We start from the raw sequence: 22,922 nt of genomic DNA, 5'->3' as shown, positions 1-22,922 counted from the left end.
TCAGCTCTGTTTGCAGTTGCCCGCGCTGGCGGTCCGGACCTTTCTGGCCTGTTGCTTTAGTATATATCTAAAGAGTCGTTGTCTGGAGAACTCAGGCAATCCAGTAAATTCAAACCGTAGCATCATCATAGATTCGCCGTCTATTTCTTCATCCCCCCTTAATCGAGCTTGGACTTGCAAGGGTTTGTCGTTGTCAGCTAGGTATAGTTTTAGTGTTAGTTTTGAATTGACGGGTTGGGTGTATTCCGATTTGCTAACATCTATCCGTACGCCTCCTTCGCTCAGGGAGACGTGGCACCGACGCGGATCATCTCGATCATCACTTCGCACGCACTCGGTTTTAATGTAAGAATTCGTAAGTTCGTCAGACAGTATCGCGATAAGTTGGGCTGTTCCGACTTTTTCAGTGGTGCGAGCTCTTTTGAGGCCTCTTATCACAGCATTAAGCAAGTCGCCATGTAGGGCCTGGACTACAGCGTTTGGGGAGATGGTTGCCGCGGGGAACACCCGTTTTTCACCGTCGTAGATCTCAACAGCTATGAAATCGGAAACGCGGAAGTGCTTTCGCTTGTCCATGTTAGACTCCAGCCCCTATGGAGCTGCCCACTATAGCTCAGCATCCGGTTTATGTCAGCATAAAATGGTCTAAGCGAAACAATGGCCTGTGTTGACCTATTTTTCCTGATTTTACAGTATTTATCTTTATAAGATTTCAATAGATTGTGTTATGCGATAACCTTTGTTGTCGTTACACTCTGTCATGTCTTCGGGTGTTCGCAGTTGGCAGGCCAATCAAAATAGTTGGCGAATAGCAGCCTGCTGGGTGTCGAGTGCTCAACTACAAAAACAAAAGGGGGCGCTAATGCTACCGCGCAACAAGCTAAGAAAATTAAACTCACTGTGGTTGTGCACAGCTTTCCTGTTAACAGGATGTTTGGAGAGCGGCGGGCAAACCGACAAGAATGCCAATCCGACCTACAATGTCGGCAGCCCGAATATCCTTGCTGAAGGCACCAGCCCCATATTCCGGCCGCTGGAAACGCAGTTTCCTCTTCCCAGTGACCCGCTGTTCTATCTCAACAAAGAGTTGGACGGCACCATGCTCAACGGTACAGACCCCGAAAACCCGGTAACCACCGGTTTGGGTTTTGTGGATGGCAACTCCATCCTGGCTCCGTTTGATATCAAGATGAACGACAGCCTGGACCCGAACCAGACGCTGGATGCCAGGAACTTTGTCAAGATCGATGGCGAAGTGGTGCCCAACCCGGACCAGAATGTCTTCATTCTGGAGATGGACTTCCCCTCCGGCGATGCCGTATTCCCGCAAGACGGTGAGGTTGCAGGCATAGTTGATATGGACCGCTACCGGCTGGCCAAGAGACTGAAGGCACAGGGCCGCACCTTGCAAGCGGATGAAATCTTCGGGCAGTTGTTGGAGGAGCGCTTCAGGGTCGACATTATCACCGTTGACCTCTCGGGGCCTGCAGGTGAGCCTGGCGGCGCACCCAATAATGCCATCCGGGTTCAGCCGTTGGCACCGCTCAACCCGAAAACCAAGTACGCCGTTGCGCTTGGCAACGAAATTGTCGATAAAAATGGCGACCCTTTGGTCGCAGAAAACCGTTTTAACTCCGCATCCAATCCGGATTTTGTTCTTGGCAATCCCCAGTTAATGCCCTTGCGCATGTCGGTGTTGCCAGCCCGGGCCTGGGCCAGCGAATTTTTCCAGTTCAAGCGCCAGGAGGGTGGTCCGGAAGCAGAAGCAACGACATTTGATGATGTTACCTTTGCTATCAGCTTTACCACCACTGCGGTAGAGGATGTCTTGCTGGCGAATGCTGCGCCCGCCGCCTGGTTCCGTCAGCACCTGATGATGGAGCGCAAGCAAGCGGTGATCAGAGAACTGATTGCCGGAAACCTTAATGTGTCGGGCCAAGCGCTGTCCGGTGTGTCTGAAGAAGACCAGCAGATCAACTCGGAACTCTTCCGATTGCTGACAGATGAAGAATTCAGGTTGTATAACGAGGAGCTGGCCACCTTGCTGGCAGAGGCCAATGCCTCAGACATGACTTTGCGTTACAACGACTTGGTTGAATCTGACAGTACAGACCGTCAACTAGCGTATACCTTACAGGCGGCTGCCGTGGCGGCGGTTGAGGCCGTAACGGATGTTTCTGGTCGGGCAACTCAGTTGGCACAAGAAGCCGCAGAGTTGCTGGACCTCCCCAAAGCCCATCAGGGTGGCTCTGACTCGCCCGTGCGCTTCTTCAGTCAAAAGGAAGGCGGCGACATCAACCCGGCGCTGGAACAGGTTGCCATAGAGATTCCGATATTTCCGGATGTTACGGTTACGCCGAGAGTCTACGAGGGTGAAATCACCCTGCCGTACTACCAGTCTTTGCCAGACGGAACGGATGGCAGGCCGCTGCAAACCGGTTCCTGGCTGCCGGCAGATTTCAGCGCCAATCCCAATTTGCCGCAGGCAAAGTCTGATCGTGTCAGCTACCGCTTCCCCTTCGCCCAGAAGCAAGGTGATGTAAAAGTTCCCATTGTTGTAGCGGCTCCTGATCCCAGCCAAATTTCAAACCTTGACCCGACGCTTGAATTCCCGGTCATCATCTATCAGCACGCGGCTACTCAAGACCGTTCCGCCATTCTCCCGATGGCTACCGCTGCGGGTCTGTTGTGCCTGAGTGAAGGGGTACCACTGCAGAACAGCGGAGACTGTTTTATCACCGTTGGCATTGACCTGCCTCTGAACGGTGTCTTCGGGCAAGCGGCAACGTCAGACCAGAGCGGCGGCCGCCCCGGTATGGTCGCGATTACCGAACAAGAAGGCAGCTCGCCTGATGCCACGGAGCGTCACTTTGGATTCACCGCAGGGCCAGCGATGAGCCCGGTTGACGCGAGCACCGTGCCAGATCCGGAATCCGGTAGCCTGTTCCTGAACTTTACCAACTTTGCCAACACCCGTGACAACATGCGCCAGGGTGTGTTGGACCTGCTACATGTCAATGCTTTACTGCCGGCCATTGAGAACGCCATTAACGATTGCAATGACAATGGCCCGTGCAGCAACGGGATTCGAATGGATACCAGCCGGGTGCACTTCATCAGCCACTCACTCAGCGGTATGAGCGGTGTGCCTTTCCCGGTGATCAATAACCTGGCAGCCGAAGACAATCCAGACCTGACTCCGATTCGGGCCTCGGTATTGTTCAACACCGGCGGGCACTTCAGCCGGCTGGCCGAAAACTCACGGGAAGCCATTGCGCCCGTGTTGCTGCCCACCTTGGAGCGGGCTTCAGAGGGGCTGCTAGCTCAGGGCCGGACAGAGCTGAATATTTATTTCAACGTGTTCCAGGCGCTGCTGGATTCAACAGATCCCGTCGCCTTTGCACCGTTGTATGATCAAACCGGTAACAACGCCACCTTGCTGACGTCCATTGCGGGAATGCCGGGAGACCCGGGCCGCCCGAGCGACGGCACTATCCCCAATTCGGCTGATGGCGACCTGTACGACCAAGGCCCGCTGGATCGGGTTCTGGAAGATACCGGGTTCGAGATCAAGAGCTTGCCGGCGCCGCTGGCGGGTACCGATCCGCTCGCCAGGTTTATGGGGGCCGTTGATACCGGTAGTTCCGCAAACGACGGCACCAGGCCGGTCATTACCCGGTTCCTCGAAGGTTCCCATGGCAACCCTGTCTCGGCTGGCCAGAAAGGTGCAGATCCGTTCAGCTCCAGTGCGGTTTTCGACGAGATGATCGCACAGATGCGGGGCCTGTTTCTGAGCGGACAGGTGTCGATTGATAACGAGTGTGTTGTGCAGGGCGTTGGAGCCAATCCGGGCGACGCCAGCTGCGAGGGGCTCACGGATGGAGGTCGTGATCCTGTTGAAAACGGTGATGGCGAGTCCGCAGGGACCAGCGGCTCGGGCAACTTCCTTACAGACACCGTCGGTGGGCTGTTCTCAGGACTGGTCGGCGGTTTGTTCGGGGCATTCACCGGGGGCTGAAGCACGCCACCCTTACGCCTTGATCCACAAACCACTTGCTAATAATGAACCCGGCCCGGAGAGGGCCGGGGCAGCTCAGACACAGGAGCATACCAATGACAAAAACAACGATTAGCCGGTTCGCCGGAAAACACACCGGCCTGGCCGCAGCCATTGCTGCATTGATCGCATCTCCGGCAGCCGCCATTGATTTCAACTTCTATGGTATTGACGCTTCCTTCAGCACAACCTTGACTGCAGGTATCGCTGTGCGCGTGGAAGACCGTGATCCAAACCTGATCTCCCAGGGTAACCTGGGGCCAGAATTTGCGTACAGCAACATTGGGGCGTCATCCAACAACTTTGACGACGGTAACCTCAACTTTGACAAAGGCGACCCGTACTCGCAGATCCTCCGGGGCCGCTCCGAGCTCTTCCTGGATTACAGCCCGAACAGCAACTACCTCACCCGTATCGGCGCGCTGGTGCGTGGCACCTATTACTATGATCATGAACTGAAAGACAACAAACGAGCGGTGGACCCGGTAGGGCAGCGCCGTAAACTTAACAGTGAAGCCAAAGACAACGCCGCAGGCGCGGATCTGCTGGATGCCTATATCTTTACCGATTGGTACCTGGGCAACACACCGGTGTCTGTCAGGGCTGGCCGGCAAGTGGTCAGCTGGGGCGAGAGCACCTTCATCCAGGGCGGTATCAACGCAACCAATCCGATTGATGTGGTTGCCCTGAGAACCCCCGGTGCAGAACTGAAAGACGCACTGCTGCCGGTAAACATGATCTACACCTCAATAGGCCTGACCTCGGAGATCACGCTGGAAGCCTATGCACAGCTCGAATGGGAGCCGTTCAAGGTTGATGATTGTGGCACCTATTTCTCGACCGCAGACGTAGCATCCCCCGGTTGCGGGCCGGTGTTGCTGGCAGGTCAGGTGCCCGATGCACAAGCGTTTGAGGAAGGTTTCATCGCTCCCCGCCAAGGGGATGTAGAGCCTGGCGACAAAGACCAGTTTGGCGTTGCGCTGCGGTGGTATGTACCAGCTCTGGATTCAGAGCTCGGCTTCTACTACGTTCGCTATCACAGCCGGCTGCCTATGCTCAGCGGCATTGTGGCTAACCCGGAAGCTGAGTTCGACAGCCAGTTTAGCAACCCGGACCTGCCGGAGTCCCGGTTCCCCAGTTACTACATTGATTACCCGAAAGGTATCGACCTATACGGCATCAGCATCAACACTACATTACCGACAGGCACCTCACTGGGCGCAGAGTATAGCTTCAAGAAAAACGTACCTGTTCAGTGGAATACCTTCGAACTGATCTACGGCGGTTTGCAACAGCGTGGTCCCGACGGCCAGGTGATCAGCAAACTGGAGCAGCGATTCCGTGATGCCAATCCGGGTGTCAATTACGCGGGTGAGCGTGTGGATGGCTTTGATCGATACGACATCTCGCAAGCCCAGGCTACGCTTATCCACTTCGTTGACCGTGTGTTTGGCGCCGACCGGTTCATCACCATAGCGGAAGTTGGGGCAACTTACGTACATGAACTGCCAGACAAGAGCGAGGCAAGATATGGTCGTTCTGGCATGTTTGGTGTTGGCCCGGTCCATCTCGAGGGCGACAGCTTTACCGGGGATTTCTGCAGCGCGGGGCCGGGTGATGAAACCACCAGGCTGAATATCAACCCCACATTCTGTAAGAACGATGGTTTCACCACGTCGTTCTCTTGGGGATACCGTACCCTTTTCGCGCTTGACTACGCCAACGCCTTTGCCGGCATCAACCTGATGCCCAAGCTGTTTTTCACCCATGATGTGAAAGGCTACGCGCCAGACCCAGGTGGTAACTTCAAGGAAGGCAACAAATCGTTGAGCCTCGGCCTCGATGCCAATTACCAAAACCGCTACTCAGGCTCTATCAACTACACCAGCTACTTCGGAGGAGACTGGAACGAAATCTCCGACCGGGACTTCGTTTCGGTCAGCATCTCCTACTCATTCTGATAACGACAAGCACAGGAGTATTCATCATGGGAACCCACAAGAAACACCTGATTGCCGGTGCCATTGCGCTATCCCTGTTCGGAGCATCGTCTACGATGGCCGCAGTATCTGACGCCGAGGCCGCTAAACTCGGCAACGAACTGACGCCCATCGGCGCGGTGAAAGCCGGTAACGGCGGCACCATTCCTGCCTGGAATGGTGGTTTGACCAACCCAGGGGTGAACCAGTCGAAAGAGGGCGTCTACCCAGATCCGTTCCCCAATGATCAGCTCAAGTTTGTGATTGATCAGAGCAATGTCGACGAGTACGCAGACAACCTGTCCCCAGGGCAGGTGGCGATGATCAAAACCTACAGCAGTTTCTCGATTCCGGTGTATGAAACCCGGCGCACGTCCACCTATCCGGATGAATTTCTGAGTCTGGCGAAAGAAAACGCCACTACAGTATCCCTGACATCGGATGGCAACGGTCTGCAAAACTACGAAAAAGGCGTGCCCTTCCCGATCCCCCAGAAGGGTCAGGAAGTGATCTTCAACCACATCACTCGCTACCGTGGCGGCTCCATCATCCGGAATGTGGCACAGGTAACGCCCCAAGCCAATGGAGATTTTAGTCCGGTGAAGTTTACAGAACACCTGACCGATCGCGTTGAGCTGGCAGATTACAAGCCGGGCATGGACGACAACGTATTGTTTTACTTCAAGCAGGTGATCACCGCTCCATCTCGTTTGGCGGGCAATGTGCTGCTGGTGCATGAAACCCTTGATCAAGTAAAAGAAGGACGCCGTGCCTGGCTGTACAACTCCGGCCAGCGCCGTGTTCGCCGGGCGCCACAGGTGGCTTATGACGGCCCGGGTACCGCTGCAGATGGCCAGCGGACGTCTGACAACCTGGACCTGTTCAACGGTGCTCCTGATCGTTACAACTGGGAGCTGGTGGGCAAAAAAGAAATGTACATTCCCTACAACTCCTATCGTCTGGCGTCTCGTGACTTGAGCTATGGAGATATCATCAAGCCGGGACACATCAACCCGGAGCACACCCGCTATGAACTGCACCGGGTATGGCATGTACGCGCCTCCCTGAAAGATGGCGAACGCCACATTTATGGTCAGCGGGATTTCTATGTGGATGAGGATTCCTGGCAGATCGCTGTGGTAGATCACTATGACGGACGAGGGGATCTTTGGCGTGTTGCCGAGGCTCATCATCTTCAAGGCTATGATATCAATGCGCCCTTCTATGCTGCAGAAACCCTGTACGACTTGATGTCTGGCCGCTATCTGGTGATGGGCCTGACCAACGAAGAAAGTGACCCCTACACTTTTGAGGTAAACGCCCGATCTAATGACTTCACCCCGGCGGCACTGCGCCGTGCAGGTGTTCGTTAAGCGCGGAGTTACCCCTCGCTACCTCCGCCCGCCCCATTCGGGGCGGGCACTTCTCTTCTGTTTTTTCCCTTTGTCTGATGCCCTAAAGATTGGCCCGCAATGCCTCTTTCCGAGACGTGACTCCTTGTTATTTTTGTTTAATAATTAAGCATAAATAATGTAGTGCGATATCAAAACAAAAAGGGCAAAAAGCCCGTAAAGGAGACATAACGTGTCCATTTCTGCGCGCCAGCGCCTGCTGGTTTCTGCGGTTTGTGCAAGTTCACTCATTCTGCTTTCTGCCTGTGGCGGCGATGGTGGTGATTCTCCATCGGCCGTCACGCCAAACAACGAACAGCGGCCAAATCCCGGCAACAACGTTCCGCCGTCACCCCCGGGGCAGGACACAAAAACCTACGCCTATGAAAATACCCGCTTTGCTTTTGCCAATGGCTGCTACAGCCTTCAGGCTGATGGCCTGTATGTCTCTGACGTGTCAGGTGGTCAGTACGGTACTACCGCCGAGGCAAGTAAGGCCGTGCGCTTTACAATGCGCCCGACTGAACTTGGATCGTATTTGATGATGTCTGGCTTTTCTCGGGGTGATGGCCAGATTGGCCGGTTTGAATTGTTGGGAATTACCGATCCGGGCGGGGAATTCCTAGACGCTGGCGGCCATTTCATTGGTGAACTGAGTTATCTGGTGTCCGGGTTAGGTGATACGGTTAACCTGATACTCGACCCGATTCTGCCCCTCGGTGGCATTCTGCGACAGCTCGGCGAAAGCCTGGACTTTGCGGGAGGGCAGCTGGGCAATATCGATGTTTTGCCGAGATTGGCCGCAGTCGATAGCCCCAATGATCTTGCCGTCTGGAAGCTCAACAAACACCAGGAAACCGACCAGTACACTATAACCTCCGCAGTCACCGGGCTTCTGTTAGGTACCTCGGAGGACGGGCTGACACTGACGTCGCCTTCGCTGCGTAATGCCTCCAATACTTTTACCTTCACTGAAGCTGAAGGCTGCACCGAATACCCGGAGGCCGGCCTTAATCTGGACGTTGTGGACAGCCGAGGTCCAGCCATCTACCTCAAAGAGGTTGACCGTTTCAAGAATATCAAAGGCATCAATACCGACGATGTTTATGGCTACGTAGACGCCCATTCCCACATTTCTGCCTATGAATTCATTGGCGGTCGAATCAACTATGGCGCGCCTTTCCACAAGTTTGGCGTAACCCATGCCCTGGAAAATTGTGAAGTGGCTCACGGCCCCTGGGGCACCACCGGTTTCCTGGAACTGGTCACCAGCGGTACGGGCCCCCATGATACTCAGGGTTGGCCAACCTTTAACGATTGGCCCCTTTACAACTCACTTCAACACCACCAGAGTTACTACCGCTGGCTGGAGCGGGCTCACTATTCCGGTATGAAAATCTTGGTAAACCATCTGGTTCATAACGAAGTGCTGTGCGGTATCAACCCGCAGAAGCAGAACGATTGCGACCCCATGGAAGCCATCCTGCTGCAGATCCAGCGCATGTATGAGATGCAGGATTACATAGACGCCCAGCACGGTGGTCCTGGCGAAGGCTGGTTCCAGATTGTCACCAGCCCGGCCCTGGCAAGGGAAGTGATTGGCGAGGGCAAAATGGCGGTGGTGCTCGGTATCGAAATGTCGAAAGTCATGCGCTGTGGCGAGTTTATGGGCGTGCCCGAATGCACCAAACAAGACATTGTTGAGCGGATGGATCAGCTATACCGGTTGGGTGTTCGCAACATGTTCCCGGTGCATAAATTCGATAACGCCTTCGGTGGCCATCTGCCAGACCTTTCTACCGGTGTGGGTATTGGCGCTGTGCTCTATGCTGGTAATCTGCTGGAAACCGGTCACCCAATAGAGTTTGAAGAGTGTCCGGAGGGCACTGAATTTGTGGGGGATGAAACTGACCAGAATGCAGCTCTTCAACCCTTCGGTATTCTGGATCAATTGTTGTTTCAGCTTGATTACCTAGGTGACCGTTTTCCGCAAACACCTGAAGAAATCCAAGCACTGGATCCTCGCCGGGGTACTGGGCACCTGTGCAACCGCCGTGGCCTAACAGACCTGGGCGACTTCCTGATACAGGAACTCGTGCGGCGTAAGATGATGATTGAAACGGACCACATCAGCCGCAAGGCCTCTGCCCGCATTCTCGACATCACAGAGAAGTTGGATTACCCAGTTATAAATAGTCACGGCAGCTGGGGTGGTACCGAAGCCCTTCGTGATCGCATTGCAGCCCAGGGTGGTATCACAGCCTCATTCGGTGGAACCCGCGAAAACTGGGTAGACAAGCTGGTACGGGATGGCAACCGCCCCCGCCCGGACGACCAGAAAGTCGGGCCCTTCGGCGGCGCCGGCTTCGCCTCCGACGTCAATGGCATCGCCCAGCTCGCCAACAACCCCGGTAGCGCAGAAGACGAGGCCAGGCTCTACCCGTTCACCTCCGTGGATGGCCGCGTGGTGTTCCACAAACAGAAAACCGGCGACCGGGAATTCGGCCTCTACGACGGCCGCGGCGTCGCCCACTACGGTCTCTACCCGGACCAGATCGCCGACATGATGCTCCACTCCGACCGCCCGAAAGAGTTGATCGACGACGCCGTCAACCAACTCTTCACCTCGGCCGAAGCTTACCTGCGCATGTGGGAACGCATCGAAAACGCCCCCCTATGAAATTGGGGTCAGACCCCCGGACAGACCCCCGGACATTTCGCACCATCAAATGTCTTGGGGTCTGACCCCAAAAATATAAGAAGAAGGATAATTGCCATGATACAGAGACTGAGAACGTCAGGTTTTGCGGTGCTGGGGATCAGCGCAATGCTGCTGTTGTCCGGTTGTTTCGGGGGCTCCGGCGGTTCATCGGGTAATGACCGGGCCGATGCCAACCGGCCGGGCCAGGAAACGGAACAGCCGCCCAGGTTCAGTGAAGGCAGGGTGTTCCGGGTGGAGCCCGGTGAGCAGGCCACCGAAGAGATGGTGGCGGCGATGATCCAGCTGCGCCCTGGCGATAGCCTGGAATTCGGCTGCGGCTATTTTGACCTGTACCACGGGCTGCTGATCCAGGCCACGGAAGACGTGGAGATTCGCGGTTGCGGCAAGGATGAGACCGTGCTGAATTTCCGCAACAGCGACAACGTGACCGGTCTGGAAGCTTTGAATGTAAGGGGCATTACCGTGAAGGACCTCACCATCCTGGATTCCCCGGGCGATGCCTTCAAGCTGAAGGGCGTCAAATGGGGCACCCTGTTGAACGTCCGCGCTATCTGGTCCGGTGGCGGTGAACCCATCACCAGGGCAAACGTCGCCAGCCGGCTGAACGTGGAGTGCACCAGCCCGCCATTCAACGAGGGCGACCCGGCGCCGGATTACGTACCCAGTGCCTCCAGCGGCCGTTATGGTATCTACCCCGTGGAGTCGGAAAACATTCTGGTGGATAACTCCGAATCCATCGGCGCCTCGGATGCCGGTATCTACGTTGGCCAGACCAATAACGCCATCATCCGCAACAGCCGCGCCGCCTATAACGTCATGGGTTTTGAGATCGAAAACGTGCAGGGCGGGGAATACGACAGCAACCTGGCGGAATGCAACACCGGCGGTTTCCTGATCTACGATCTGGAAAACATCACCCAGTACGGCGATACCTCGGTGATGCTGAACAACATCTCCCGTAACAACAACACCTACAACTTTGCCCCCAGCGGCATCGTCTCTGCCGTGCCCCGGGGCACTGGGTTCATTACCCTGGGTTACGACAACATCGAGATCTACAATAACGTCTTCGAAGACAACAGCACCGCAGCGATCATCTACACCAGCTACGAGCTGATCGATGGCAAGGGTAAAACGTCCGACAAAAAACTGGACCCATACACCGAAGGCCTTCACATCCACAACAATGTGATGAAGAACTCCGGTTATGACCTGCCCCCGCCCAACCTGGAAAAGGTACTTGGTGAAGGCGAGGTGGAAACTTTGCTGCCAACGCTGATCGGAATCAAGAATATCCGTAACCCCGGCAAGGGCGCCCATATTGTGTGGGATGGTCTGCTGGATGACTATGATGCGGATTGCCCGTACCCGGTGGACGCCAATGGCCAGCCAGTACCAAAAAAGGCCAACGGTAAACCCATTCACACCAACGAACATCCCAACCCATCCTGCCTCTATAACGCCTACAAGTTTAACGACCAGGGCCAGCGCAAGCTGCCGGAGTGGGGTTCGTGCATCTACGACAACGAGATGTCACCAGACAGCCAGAATTACATCAACTTCCACGGCATGCGTGGCCTGGAACTGGTGCTGAACCTGGTGGATTATGATCTGGGCGCAATCCTCTCGTGGCAGGGGCTGCGGGATACGCTCACCGGCCCGCTGGAGTTTTTCGCCGATACCAAGCTCGAAGATCACGACTGCCAGGCCCGCTTTGGTCGCACCCTGGCCAGCCTGCCCCGGGTGACCATTCCGCCGTTTGAGCGCAGCGGCTCGGTAGACCCGGCGCCTACCCAGGAATACATTAACCAGTTGTGCGAAATGCCCGTTAAGCCTGGCGAAATTAACCGGGAGGCCCTGACGGTAGATTGCCCGCGTCTGGAGCAGTACAACCTGTTCGCCAACGCTCAAGACCCGCGCAGCATGCCCCACGAAGGCGGCGTGCCGTTCGTGCTCAATTCCAATCTGTTCTCCGACTACGCCACCAAGTACCGGGTAGCGTTTATTCCACCGGGCACCAAGGCCATGTACATGGACGGCCAGAACGGCGGTAACCTCAACGGCACCATTCATTTCCCGAATGGCACGGTCATCGCTAAAACCTTTGCCTTCACCGATGAAAGCAAAGGTACCGAAGAATTGGTGGAAACCCGCCTGCTGATCAAACGCACCTCCCAGAGTGGTAAGGCCATATGGAGTGGCCCAACCTACAGCTGGAGCACGGAGGCTAACGGCAAGAAAGTGGCCAAGCTGGTACCGGGCGGCGAAACCCGCAGTGTCAGCTGGCACTACCAGGACCAACACACCGGTAAAGTGCTGGCCGGTTCCACCGACAGCTACTCCATTCCCAACCAGAACCAGTGCATCACCTGCCACTCCAATGACGACCTGGAAGCGGGTGCGGCGCCCATTGGTCCAAAGCCCCGCAACCTGAACCGCGCCTACAAGCCGGAATCCCGCTTTATGGGCACCGAAGGGCAGGGCGGCTTCCCGCAGGTAAACCAGCTCAAGTACTGGCAGGATCAGGGCCTTCTGGCCAACGTGCCGGCCCTGCAAATTGACGGTCGGGGCGTAGCCACCAACATTGAACGCCTGCCCCATTGGAGCGTGCCGGGCGATAGTGGCGCCACCGCCGGCTCCAGGGCGGATGTGGAAGCCCGCCTGCGGGCCTACCTGGAAGTGAACTGCCAGCACTGCCACAACGATAAAGGCGCGGCCTCCAACACCGGCTATTACCTGGACCACTACCGCAACATCGACGCCGGCTACGGCATCTGCAAGAAACCCACCGCAACCGGCGGCGGCTCCTGCGGCCGGCAACATGTCGTGGTGCCGGGTGATCCAGACCGCTCCATCGTCTCCTGCCGCATGGAAGACGCCAGCGATCCCCAGCGCAAAATGCCACCTATCGCCAAGAGCGTCAGCCACACCGAAGCCGTCGAGCTCCTGAACCACTGGATCGCAAACGTCGTCGACTCCAGCTACAACAACGCCGAAGCCTGCGGCGGCACCGGCATCTTCAAATCACTCAACTAACAAATTGGGGTCAGACCCCCGGACATTTCGCACCATCAAATGTCCTGGGGTCTGACCCCAAGTTGTTATTCGATGAGTGCCAATGCGTCTTGTGCTGGCATGGGTTTACCCAACAGGTAGCCTTGGCAATATTTGCAACCCATGGAATCGAGTAGGCGGAGCTGTTGTTCTGTTTCAACTCCTTCAGCAGTCACAGTTATGTCGAATGCCGTTGCTATGTCGATAATCGCTTTAACCAGGATCGCGCCTTGTTCGTTCTCGATCTGATCAATAAAGCTCTTGTCTATTTTAAGTTCATCAATGGCTAAGCGCCTAAGGTAACTAAGAGACGAATAACCAGTACCGAAATCATCTACTGCAACCCGAACACCATGCTCGCGCAAACGAGTAAGGTTTCTGTCTACGCATGCGGAATTCTCCATCACCACGCCTTCAGTTATTTCGAGGGAAATCTGACTCGCTGGAATCTTGTATTCTTCCAGGAGATCAAATACCTTGCATGAGAAGTCACAGAGTGCAAAATGAGAACCGGTGATATTGATTGCGACGGGTGGGATCTTCTGGAGATTTTCACTAGCATCCTGGAGAATGGCTAGACACTTGCGAAGGACGTACTCATCGATGCGAAATCCGAGCGAAGACTGCTCAGCAATGGCAATAAATTCGCATGGCGAGATGAAGCCTGATCCCCCCGGATTCCACCTGAGCAAGCACTCGTAACCTGCCAGCTCTCGGCCCTTAACAGAGAACTGGGGTTGAAAATAAATCTCCAGTTCGTTCTCCTCAAGTGCTCGTTTTAACCCCATCTGTAAGTCTATTCTGCGCTGAAGCCTGTGATGGTGGTTTGCGTCGAAGATGGCAATTGCTTCGTTGCGTTTTTGGGCCTCCTTCAAGGCCGATTCAGCAAGCCCGGGTAATCTGGCCGGCAGCCGTGAGTCATCTGGGTACAAGGTAATGCCGGCATTACCGGATAGACGTATCGTTGCTCCGTTCACAGAATAGGGCATGCTCAACCAGGCGATCAGATCATTTGCGATCCGGATAGCCTCTTCCCTGCAAGACACCGGAACAGCGACCAGAAAATCATCTGCGCCAATTCGGGCACATAAACGATCCCGATTCACATGATCTTGAATTCGTTTCGAAGCCTCAACAATCAATTGATCGCCTACATCGTATCCGAAGTGTTGGTTGATTAAGTTGAACTGTTCGCAGTCGAAATGCATTAACGCATACCGAGAATATATGGTGCCCCAAGCCTCTAGTTGCCCGGCTATGGATTGTTTGTTGAGAAACCCCGTCAAAGGATCGTGTGTCCGCAGATAATTCGCTTCCTGGTTAGCCCGATCCTTTTCTCTTTGAATCGCCTTCAGGTACTGTTGCTCTGTTTTTTCAACGTAAGCGTTCATTCCAAGACGTCCTGCCACCCCGCTGAAATTCGCCCTACAGTAACCTCACATGTTCCAACACGAGGTTACCCCCATGAGAAAGCACCGCACACCCGAGCAGTGGCAGGCGCTGGTTGATCAGCAGCGTGACAGCGGCTTGTCAGCGCCACAATTTTGCAAACAGGAAGGCATTGGCTATGCCAGCTTCTGCAACTGGCGCAAGCGCCTGTCCGATCCGTCGACCGACGATTCGGCAGGTTCCGGTGAAGCCAGCTTTCTGGATTTGTCATCACTGATGGGCAGCTCTCCATCCTCCGGCCCAGGCTGGAATATTGTGCTTAGCCTTGGCAATGGCGTCGAACTGCGGCTGAGCCAGAACGGATGATCGGGCTCGATAGCCAGGCGCGCATCTGGCTGTGCACAGAGCCCACCGACATGCGCAAATCGTTCCGGGGCCTGAGTGCCCTTGTTCGGAATCAGTTGAAGCACGACCCGCTCAGCGGTCAGTATTTCGTCTTCGTCAATCGGCGCAAGACCCAGATGAAGATGCTGTATTTTACGGCCACCGGTTACTGCCTGTGGGCCAAGCGCCTGGAGCAGGGGCAGTTCCGGGTGCCATTATCCGCCTCGGGTCAGCGAGCCCTGACCCTGACGGATCTGCAACTGCTGATCGATGGCATCGAAGTGCAGAAATACCGCCAGTTCAAGCGTTTTCGAGGGGTATAGAAGGCCGACTTCCGGTATAATATCGGTCATGAATTCAATGGCTTCCGCCCCCCATTCCAACACGTCTTCTTACTCGGCCCTGGCCGAGGAAAATGCGTTGCTACGTGAACAACTTCAGGTCATGCAGCACCAGTTGGACTGGTTCAAGAAGCAGCTGTTCGGTCCCAAATCCGAGAAGCAGGTGTTCGATCTGCCCGGTCAGGACAGCCTGTTTACATCGGATGACGCACCGGTTCCGGAAAAGCCACCGGTAGACGAGAAGCGCACGGTTCGGGCTTACCAGCGCGGCACCGGCAAAAAGCAGCGGGACGACGACTGCCTGAACGACACCGGCCTGCGCTTTACCGCTGATGTCCCGATGGAAGTCATTGAGCACCGGCCACCGGAGCTGACCGGCCCAGAGGCCGATCAGTACGAAGTGATCGGCAGCAAGACCACCTACCGGCTGGCCCAGCGGGCCTCCAGTTATGTGGTACTGAAAGTGGAGCGCCCGGTATTCCGGCGCAAGGGAACCGAGAAGTTGGTAACCACTCCGGCTCCGTTCAACGTGCTGGACAACAGCCTGGCCGATGTCAGCCTGCTGGCCGGGTTGCTGGTGGACAAGTTCCAGTTCCATCTGCCGCTGTATCGCCAGCACCAGCGTATTCAACAGGCGGGCATTACCGTCAGCCGCAGCACCCTGACCAACCTGGTCAAGCGCGCCATCGACCTGCTGCGCCCCATTGTGGATGCCCAGGCCGATAACGTGTTGCGCAGTCGAGTGCTGGCCATGGATGAAACGCCCATCAAGGCCGGGCATCAGGGCCGGGCCGGCCCACAAAAGGGCAAAATGAAATCCGGCTGGTTCTGGCCGTTGTACGGCGATGCCGACGAAGTGGTGTTCACCTACTCGAACAGCCGTGGCCGGGCCCACATCGAACAGGTACTCAGCGAGTCGTTCAGCGGCACCCTGATCAGTGACGGCTACGCGGCCTATGCCCGTTATGCCGCCGCCCAGGAGAACGTCACCCACGCCCAATGCTGGGTGCACAGTCGCCGTTACTTCATCGAGGCTCAAAAGGACCACCCGGAGAAAGTTACTGAGGCCCTGCAACGGATCGCGGCGCTGTACCAGAATGAAGAGATCATTAAAGCTCAAGGGCTGACTGGCGAGAAGAAACGCCAGTACCGGTTGGACCACTCGAAGCCGATGGTCAGCGACTTCTTCCAGTGGTGCCGGGATCAGTTGGCGCAAAGCGGGCTGTTGCCCAGCGATCCACTGACCAAAGCTCTGAACTACGTGCTCAGCCGCGAAACCAGCCTGACCGTGTTCCTGGAAAATCCCGACGTGCAGCCAGACACCAACCACTTGGAAAGGGCCCTACGGCCCATTCCCATGGGCAAGAAAAACTGGATGTTCTGCTGGACCGAACTGGGCGCGGAACACCTGGGCATCATCCAGAGCCTGATCAGCACCTGCAAGCTGCACGATATTAACCCCTACACCTACCTGGTGGACGTGCTGCAACGCATCAGCCAGCACCCGGCCAGTGACGTCAGCGACCTGACGCCCCGACTCTGGAAAACCCGGTTTGCCGACAACCCATTACGGGCGCTGATCGACCCACGCCATCCTGACCGACAGAGCAAACAGCCGGAGGCTACCGTCCGTGCGCATTGAGGACATGAGCATCGACCAGTTGCTGGAGCTGAACCAGTACATCTGCCAGCGCATTGATGAACTGCAAGAGCAGGAAACCCTGCAAGCCTTGAGTCAGTTGCGGGTTGGCCTGAAAGTGACCTTCGAAGGCCGGGAAGGACCTGTGCTGGGGATCGTCACCAAGATCAACCGCAAGAGCGTGATCGTGTTAGCCGAGGACGGTACCAAACAGTACAAGGTCTCGCCGGAGTTATTAAGGCCTCTCCGTGACGTGAAATAGGTCAACTATGTCGTGGAATGAACGCTTACTTTTCAACTGCTGATAAAGCCTGCGTGTAGGCGGTCAAGTCGTGGCAGATTCCTACAAACAGTGTTTCACCATCCACCGTCGTTTCACCCACAGACAAGTGCATGGGGAAGGCTTCTCCACTTTTTTTACGCCCACTTACACAGCGGCCGTATCCGATAACCTGGGGGGTGCCCGTTTTCAGGTAACGGGTGAGGTACTGGTCATGAGCACGGGCATGGGGCTCAGGCATAAGCAATGAAACATTTTGCCCGAGAACTTCATCCGGCCCGTATTCGAACAACGTCCTGGCAGAATCTGAAAACCTCAGGATGGACCCGTTACGGTCGATTACGATTATGGCGTCAACGGCCGCCTGCATCACCGCTTGAGCTAACCCGTTTTCAAGAGTTTCACTGCTCATCCGTTATTTGAACCTCACAACAAGTTCGTGGAGATCTTTAGCGATGTCGCCCATTTCACGCACGCTTTGAGTCGATTCCTCACCTTTCTGAAGATTTTCGCCAGCCAAAGACGAAATTCGCTCCACTTGCTCGTTAATCTGATCGGAAACCTGCGCCTGCTCTTCAACTGCCGCTGCCATTTGCATTGCCATTTCAGCAATGGTGGCAACCGAATCTGCGATTTCCGTCAGACTGGATTCTGCCTCCAGCATTCTCGCTAGCCCGTTGTCGGCAGCACTTGCGCCAGTATCTGCCACCACAACCGATTGTTCAGATTTACTGACTAGCTCGGATACCACGCCGTGAATGTCCTTCGTGGATTCCTGGGTTCTACGGGCAAGATTTCTTACTTCGTCGGCAACCACCGCAAAGCCCCGACCATGCTCGCCAGCTCTTGCAGCTTCAATTGCGGCGTTAAGCGCCAAAAGGTTCGTCTGCTCAGCGATGTCTTCGATAATTTTGGCGGCTGATGCGATTCGCTGAGTCTGCTGAGCGAGGTCATCTACAGACTGACCAATGTTGTGAACTGTTTGTTTAAGGTCCTCAATTGCTCGGCGGGTCGAGTTAATAGTTTTTACCCCATGCCCGGAAGCAGTTCGGGCATTGTCTGCCTTATCTGCAGTAAGCTGGACATTCTGCGACACTTCGGAAATGGTCACAGACATTTCATGTACAGCCGCGGCTACCTGCTCTGTTTCCGCTTGTTGGTTCTGCATCGTTTGTTGGGCTTCATGCGCAATTTCCATACCTCTGATGGTGCGTGACCGAACCTCACCTGCAGAATCTTCCAATCGAGTAAGAACGGCGTCCAGATGTGCCCTCTGAGCCATAATGGCAACCTTCAATTTGCCAATATGAAGGCTGTCATCCGTGTAGCTTTTTGCGGCGAGGTTACTGGTGAAGCTCTTGCCTAGTTGAGCCCTAATAGAGCTCAAAAGTCTGGCTTGAGCGCGATATGAAAAGATAAACAGGCAGACAAACGCCGCCCCCAAGACAACCACAGACAACATGGGCCGGCCAGCCCAGAAGAGTGCAGCTGTGGCGATAAAAACGAGACTTAAAGTGATAAACGGTAGCGATTGCATCGCTGCTTCATGTGCCCCGATCTCCCTCCCGCTCCGAATGTTTGCGTAGAGTTTTTCTGCCCGAGCGACATCTTTTCTGCTCGGACAAGATCGAACGGACTCATAACCAACAATCTCACCATTTTCCGTTACCGGCGTAACGTAAGCGCTTACCCAGTAAAAATCACCGTTTTTGCAACGGTTTTTAACCAGCCCCATCCAAGGTATTCCGGCTTTAAGACAGGCCCACATTTCTTCATAAGCTTTTTGCGGCATATCGGGGTGGCGAACAATGTTGTGTGGTTGGCCAATCAGTTCGTCACGGCAGAAGCCACTTATATCCACAAAAGCCTGATTACAGTGTTTGATTTTTCCTTTTAGATCTGTCGACGAAATCAGCTTTTGGCTGGGTGAGAAGGTGCGCTCAGTGTCGGTGACGGGGAGATTTTTTCGCATAGGTACTCCGCAAAGTACATTGGTTATAATCTAATTCAATTTACTTATATCGGCCGTTTACGCAGAACTTTAGACATAAATTTTCAGAGGCCGTTCCAATTCAGATGAATAAAGGTTGAGTTTTGCACTCAAAAACAGGTTTGGCCGAAGAGATGCGGAGTAGAATCCAGAAAGCACTGGCCAAAAGCGTGGTGTTAACGAGGTCAGTGCTGCGCATCCGTGCTTATGGCGGAGGGGGGGGCGCTGCCTGAAGGCAATCTACATGAGCGATCCCCTAAGGACGGACACACCACTGAACGCGCTCTTTCAAGAGCGCGTTCAGTGCCATCATTAACCTGCGAGAGCACCGAGCAGGCCGCCGACGATTCTATCCAGAACTGGCCCCAATACAGGAATTTCCTGAATCATCGACGGATCAAGAATGTCGCCTAGTGGACTTTCTGCTGCGCCGCCCTGAAGCAGGTTAACAAACTCACCTACCAGCGGCAGATCGTCGAGAGGCGTGCCACCGTCTTGGCCAAGAGAAAGCAATTGCTCAAACAGATCACCGATGATCGGCAGGTCGCCGTTCGTGATGGTATCTGGGTTTAGAAGGGACAGCAGATCACCAATCAAGGGGAGGTCGCCCTCACCGATATTGTTAGGATCCAATGCTGATAGCAACGTTCCGAGGACCGGAATATCTCCAGCACCAAATTCATCGCCTAAGTTAAGCAGTCCAGATAGCTCTCCGATGATCGGCAGATTAGACGGGTCAAAGCCGTCGCCGCCAAAAAAGTTGCCAGCATCGAGCAGAGTGAGCAAGTCACCTATCAAAGGCAGATCCTCACGGCTCGGAGTGCCGCCATTTCCACCCCCAATCGGTGAGAGTTCCAGCAGGGTATCAAATAGTGCGCCGCCCAGGTTAAGAACGCCATTCGGGCCAACGAAGGTTTCAAAACCATCCAGAACAGTAATAGAGGCCAAGCCGCCGAGGTTAACCCGAATCAGAGAGCCTTTCAATAAGCCAATGTCTGCCAGTGCCTTGGCATCCTGCTGACTGGTTAACTCGCCGAGTACGGGAATTTGACCAACTGCATCAAGAACAGTAAGAAGGCCATCCTCAAGTGGTTGAGGCAGTGGGACTGAATTGTCTTCCAGGACCTTTAGCTGAAGTAAACCACGATTGTTCTCTTCAAACAGGTCCGCTAATTCGGGTGGCACGGTGCCCAGATCACCAGAAGCCAATCCTTCAATCAATCCCAGAAGAAGATCCGGTACTTGTTCAGGATTTCCTCCGGTGAACGCGTCGGCAAAAGCGAAGATTTGGCTTTGCCCCAGGCCCAGATCGAGCGCCAGAGTACAATCAGCGCCGGGTTCTCCGTTATTGACCGATTTCGGGTCGCACACAGCGATCACACCGGTGAGGAAGCTCAGGAAATCGACACCGTCAATCGTATTGGTAGATTGGCTCGGCAGTGCACCGCCATTTAATACCCCGGAAAGACCGTCAATCAACGGCAGTTTCAAGATCAAGGCATTGTCCAGGCTGTTTAGGCCATCCTCTGAATCGCCAAAAGCCAACGGATCAAGCAGGGTGCCCGCCAAGTCATTCAGTGCCTCCCCGAGACCAGGAATTTGGCTAACTACGCCCTCATTCAGAGCTAGCACCAAGCCGCCTGTTCGGAACACCGTAGAGCTTGATGCTTCGCCAGGATTGCCTGCGAGGTCCGTGATGTTGGCCTCTACGATAATACGGTAGAAGGTTTGGCCTTTAAGTGCCTGATTGGGAGTGAATTCAACAGAGTTGCCTACTACGTTGAATGCACCAGAAACCAGCCCAACAACGTTACCGCTGTCATCGAGCTCCTGAACAATAAACGTGGTACCGTCGACCGATGATGGGTCTATTGGCTCATCGAACTCGACGAAAATACGGCTGTCCGTGGTGGCCATAGTTTCACCATCACTAGGGCTTGCCGCCACAAACATCGGCCCGGTGGTGTCTTGCTCCGTAGTAGAGCCCGTCGTGAAGCTTGAGGACTCGCTATCCACCAAGGATTTTGTCGAGCCTGAATCACCGCAGTCAGCCTGCAAGCCCGAGAGAGCCTGGATGGTGTAAGTCGTGTCGCCGTTGAGATCGCCTAGTGGATTGAGCACCACGGATCTACCCACTATACGGGGGCTGCCGTCTTCTAAAACAATCTCATTGACACCATCGAGCAACCTGACATTCCCCGGAACGCTGTCCGCATCAACATTTGCATTGAAAGTAATGCGCACGTTGGAGTTAACCGCGACATCAAGGGCGCCGTCAGCAGGAACAAATTCTGTGATCGAAAACTCAGTAGTTGAGGAATTACAGAAACCCTGTTGCTCGGTCTGGTCACGAGTAGGATCTTCCGGCACGTTAAGGCGCGGTTCGCCTGGGCCTCCGCTGCCACCACAGCCAGTGAGCAAGAAGGTTGAAGCAACCCCCAACGCCAACAAGGAGTGTTTAAATGACATCATGATTGCATCCTCTGCTTATTTTTTGATGAGTTCTGAGTATTTGCCAGTAACAATCGCTTCTACCCGACGGTTCTGGGCCCGGCCTTCGGCAGTGCTATTGGTAGCGATTGGTTGAGATTCGCCCATGCCAGTTGTGGTAATTCGATTGGTGTCGATACCAAACTCGTTGACCAATACTTTCATGACAGCGTCGGCGCGGCTTTTCGAAAGTTTTTGGTTATAGCTAGCAGAGCCTGTGCTGTCCGTGTGGCCTTCCAGCAAAATGCTGCTGGTCGGGTACTGCTTCATGACTTTTGCCAGCTTGGCGATTTCCGGGAAAAACTGCCGGCGGACCTCAGTTTTATCGAGCTCAAATTCCACGTAGAGCGTCTCGCGGATTTCCTTCGTTAGCTCTTTGGGACAGCCATCTGAGTCAACAAGGGCGCCTTGGGGAGTGTTAGGGCACTTGTCCAGCTCATCGATTACCCCGTCACCATCAGAATCTTTTGGTGGTGGTACAACAGCTGGCTTGGTCGTGGTAACCGCTGCAGGCTTGGGTGCGCTGGGAAATTTCCGGTTGAAAAGATAATGAACACCAGCGAAGTACTGGCCGTCGACATACCCATCGTCGAGTTCCGTCCTGGCCCTTACGCCTGCCTCAATCATAAAGCGCGGAGCGACCATTCGTTGCATACCGCCTTCCAGGAAAATGGCATCCTCATTTTTGCTAACACCAGAGGTGACATCGATATCGGTATAGCTATAGCCGAGGCCGCCGAAGGGGCGCCATCCCGCCAGTCTAAACTTGGCCGGGTGGGCTCGCCCACCGATTGAGAACCTAAGCAGCTCCGTATCAATACCGGTTGCGCGGGTCTCAGGTTCGGCATAGCTGCCCTGAAGTAGAACACTCCAGTTGGGATTGAACTGATGGGTAACGTTAATCCCGCCCTCATAGTAGTTACTAAAATTGTCTTGAACGACCGACTTATTCCGAGAGTTACCGGAATCTACGTGGCTTCCCTCAATACCAACGGTCCAGTAACTCAAAGGGAAATTCTCAGCGCTCACTGCGAGGCTCGGTAAGCAAATGGTGGCACAAACAGCTGCCAGGTAGGTCATACGCATTTTGGTCACTCCTTTGGACTCTGGTCGAAAATAGTATAGGTAGTATTATGCGATAAAAAAATAGCGATTGACAATATTTTACGGTTTGAAAGTAAATCGTTGAGTTCCGCAGACTGTTAA

Annotated in this window: 15 protein-coding genes; 9 read left to right on the top strand and 6 right to left on the bottom strand. The window is 54.7% G+C overall.

Going from position 1 to position 22,922, the window contains the following annotated elements; translation table 11 throughout:
- Nucleotides 1-576 (bottom strand): PilZ domain-containing protein, encoded by a 576-nt coding sequence (locus QUE75_RS13320; RefSeq protein ID WP_286250855.1) that lies wholly within the window; start codon nt 574-576, stop codon nt 1-3.
- A 358-nt stretch (nt 577-934) separates the two neighbouring features.
- Between QUE75_RS13320 and QUE75_RS13315 the strand changes: the two genes are divergently transcribed.
- From QUE75_RS13315 to QUE75_RS13295, 5 genes are all read left to right on the top strand, one after another.
- Nucleotides 935-4,018: a hypothetical protein gene (locus QUE75_RS13315; RefSeq protein ID WP_286250853.1), complete on the top strand. Its 3,084-nt coding sequence runs from the start codon at nt 935-937 to the stop codon at nt 4,016-4,018.
- Nucleotides 4,019-4,113: 95 nt separating this feature from the next.
- The gene (locus tag QUE75_RS13310; RefSeq protein ID WP_286250852.1) at nt 4,114-6,018 is read left to right on the top strand and encodes a DUF1302 domain-containing protein; all 1,905 of its coding nucleotides are present in this window, start codon (nt 4,114-4,116) and stop codon (nt 6,016-6,018) included.
- A 26-nt stretch (nt 6,019-6,044) separates the two neighbouring features.
- Nucleotides 6,045-7,409 carry a DUF1329 domain-containing protein gene (locus QUE75_RS13305; protein WP_286250850.1) on the top strand — a complete coding sequence of 455 codons (1,365 nt, stop codon included), beginning with the start codon at nt 6,045-6,047 and terminating at the stop codon, nt 7,407-7,409.
- Nucleotides 7,410-7,620: 211 nt separating this feature from the next.
- Nucleotides 7,621-10,107 (top strand): amidohydrolase family protein, encoded by a 2,487-nt coding sequence (locus tag QUE75_RS13300; protein WP_286250849.1) that lies wholly within the window; start codon nt 7,621-7,623, stop codon nt 10,105-10,107.
- A 96-nt stretch (nt 10,108-10,203) separates the two neighbouring features.
- Nucleotides 10,204-13,185 (top strand): parallel beta-helix domain-containing protein, encoded by a 2,982-nt coding sequence (locus QUE75_RS13295; RefSeq protein ID WP_286250847.1) that lies wholly within the window; start codon nt 10,204-10,206, stop codon nt 13,183-13,185.
- A 65-nt stretch (nt 13,186-13,250) separates the two neighbouring features.
- On the opposite strand, the gene QUE75_RS13290 is transcribed toward QUE75_RS13295, so the two are convergent.
- On the bottom strand, nt 13,251-14,594 hold the full coding sequence (locus tag QUE75_RS13290) for a putative bifunctional diguanylate cyclase/phosphodiesterase (protein WP_286250845.1): 1,344 nt from the start codon (nt 14,592-14,594) through the stop codon (nt 13,251-13,253).
- A 73-nt stretch (nt 14,595-14,667) separates the two neighbouring features.
- Between QUE75_RS13290 and tnpA the strand changes: the two genes are divergently transcribed.
- From tnpA to QUE75_RS13270, 4 genes are read left to right on the top strand one after another with little or no spacing between them, the layout of a single operon-like run.
- Nucleotides 14,668-14,958 carry an IS66 family insertion sequence element accessory protein TnpA gene (tnpA, locus tag QUE75_RS13285; protein WP_286250842.1) on the top strand — a complete coding sequence of 97 codons (291 nt, stop codon included), beginning with the start codon at nt 14,668-14,670 and terminating at the stop codon, nt 14,956-14,958.
- The gene (gene tnpB, locus QUE75_RS13280; RefSeq protein WP_016915087.1) at nt 14,955-15,299 is read left to right on the top strand and encodes an IS66 family insertion sequence element accessory protein TnpB; all 345 of its coding nucleotides are present in this window, start codon (nt 14,955-14,957) and stop codon (nt 15,297-15,299) included. Before tnpA ends, tnpB begins: the two co-directional genes overlap by 4 nt.
- A complete protein-coding gene (gene tnpC / locus QUE75_RS13275) occupies nt 15,247-16,959 on the top strand; it encodes an IS66 family transposase (RefSeq protein ID WP_374815464.1) in 1,713 nt (570 codons plus the stop codon). Before tnpB ends, tnpC begins: the two co-directional genes overlap by 53 nt.
- Nucleotides 16,949-17,218, top strand: a complete 270-nt coding sequence (locus QUE75_RS13270; protein ID WP_100732364.1) for a hypothetical protein — start codon at nt 16,949-16,951, stop codon at nt 17,216-17,218. Before tnpC ends, QUE75_RS13270 begins: the two co-directional genes overlap by 11 nt.
- Nucleotides 17,219-17,243: 25 nt before the next feature.
- Here the strand turns inward: QUE75_RS13270 and QUE75_RS13265 are convergent, their stop codons facing one another.
- The 4 genes from QUE75_RS13265 to QUE75_RS13250 form a co-directional block, all read right to left on the bottom strand.
- Complete coding sequence (locus QUE75_RS13265; protein ID WP_286250815.1) at nt 17,244-17,648, bottom strand: PAS domain S-box protein; 405 nt, start codon at nt 17,646-17,648, stop codon at nt 17,244-17,246.
- A 3-nt stretch (nt 17,649-17,651) separates the two neighbouring features.
- Nucleotides 17,652-19,208, bottom strand: a complete 1,557-nt coding sequence (locus tag QUE75_RS13260) for a methyl-accepting chemotaxis protein (RefSeq protein ID WP_286250813.1) — start codon at nt 19,206-19,208, stop codon at nt 17,652-17,654.
- Nucleotides 19,209-19,538: 330 nt separating this feature from the next.
- The gene (locus QUE75_RS13255; RefSeq protein ID WP_286250811.1) at nt 19,539-21,698 is read right to left on the bottom strand and encodes an Ig-like domain-containing protein; all 2,160 of its coding nucleotides are present in this window, start codon (nt 21,696-21,698) and stop codon (nt 19,539-19,541) included.
- A 15-nt stretch (nt 21,699-21,713) separates the two neighbouring features.
- A complete protein-coding gene (locus tag QUE75_RS13250; protein ID WP_286250809.1) occupies nt 21,714-22,802 on the bottom strand; it encodes an OmpA family protein in 1,089 nt (362 codons plus the stop codon).
- Between the last annotated feature and the right edge of the window lie 120 nt (nt 22,803-22,922).

Source organism: Marinobacter shengliensis (assembly GCF_030297115.1).
Taxonomy (GTDB): Bacteria; Pseudomonadota; Gammaproteobacteria; order Pseudomonadales; family Oleiphilaceae; genus Marinobacter; species Marinobacter shengliensis.
The sequence above is the reverse complement of the archived record's forward strand: the minus strand, read 5'-3'. Positions and strand labels throughout refer to the sequence as shown.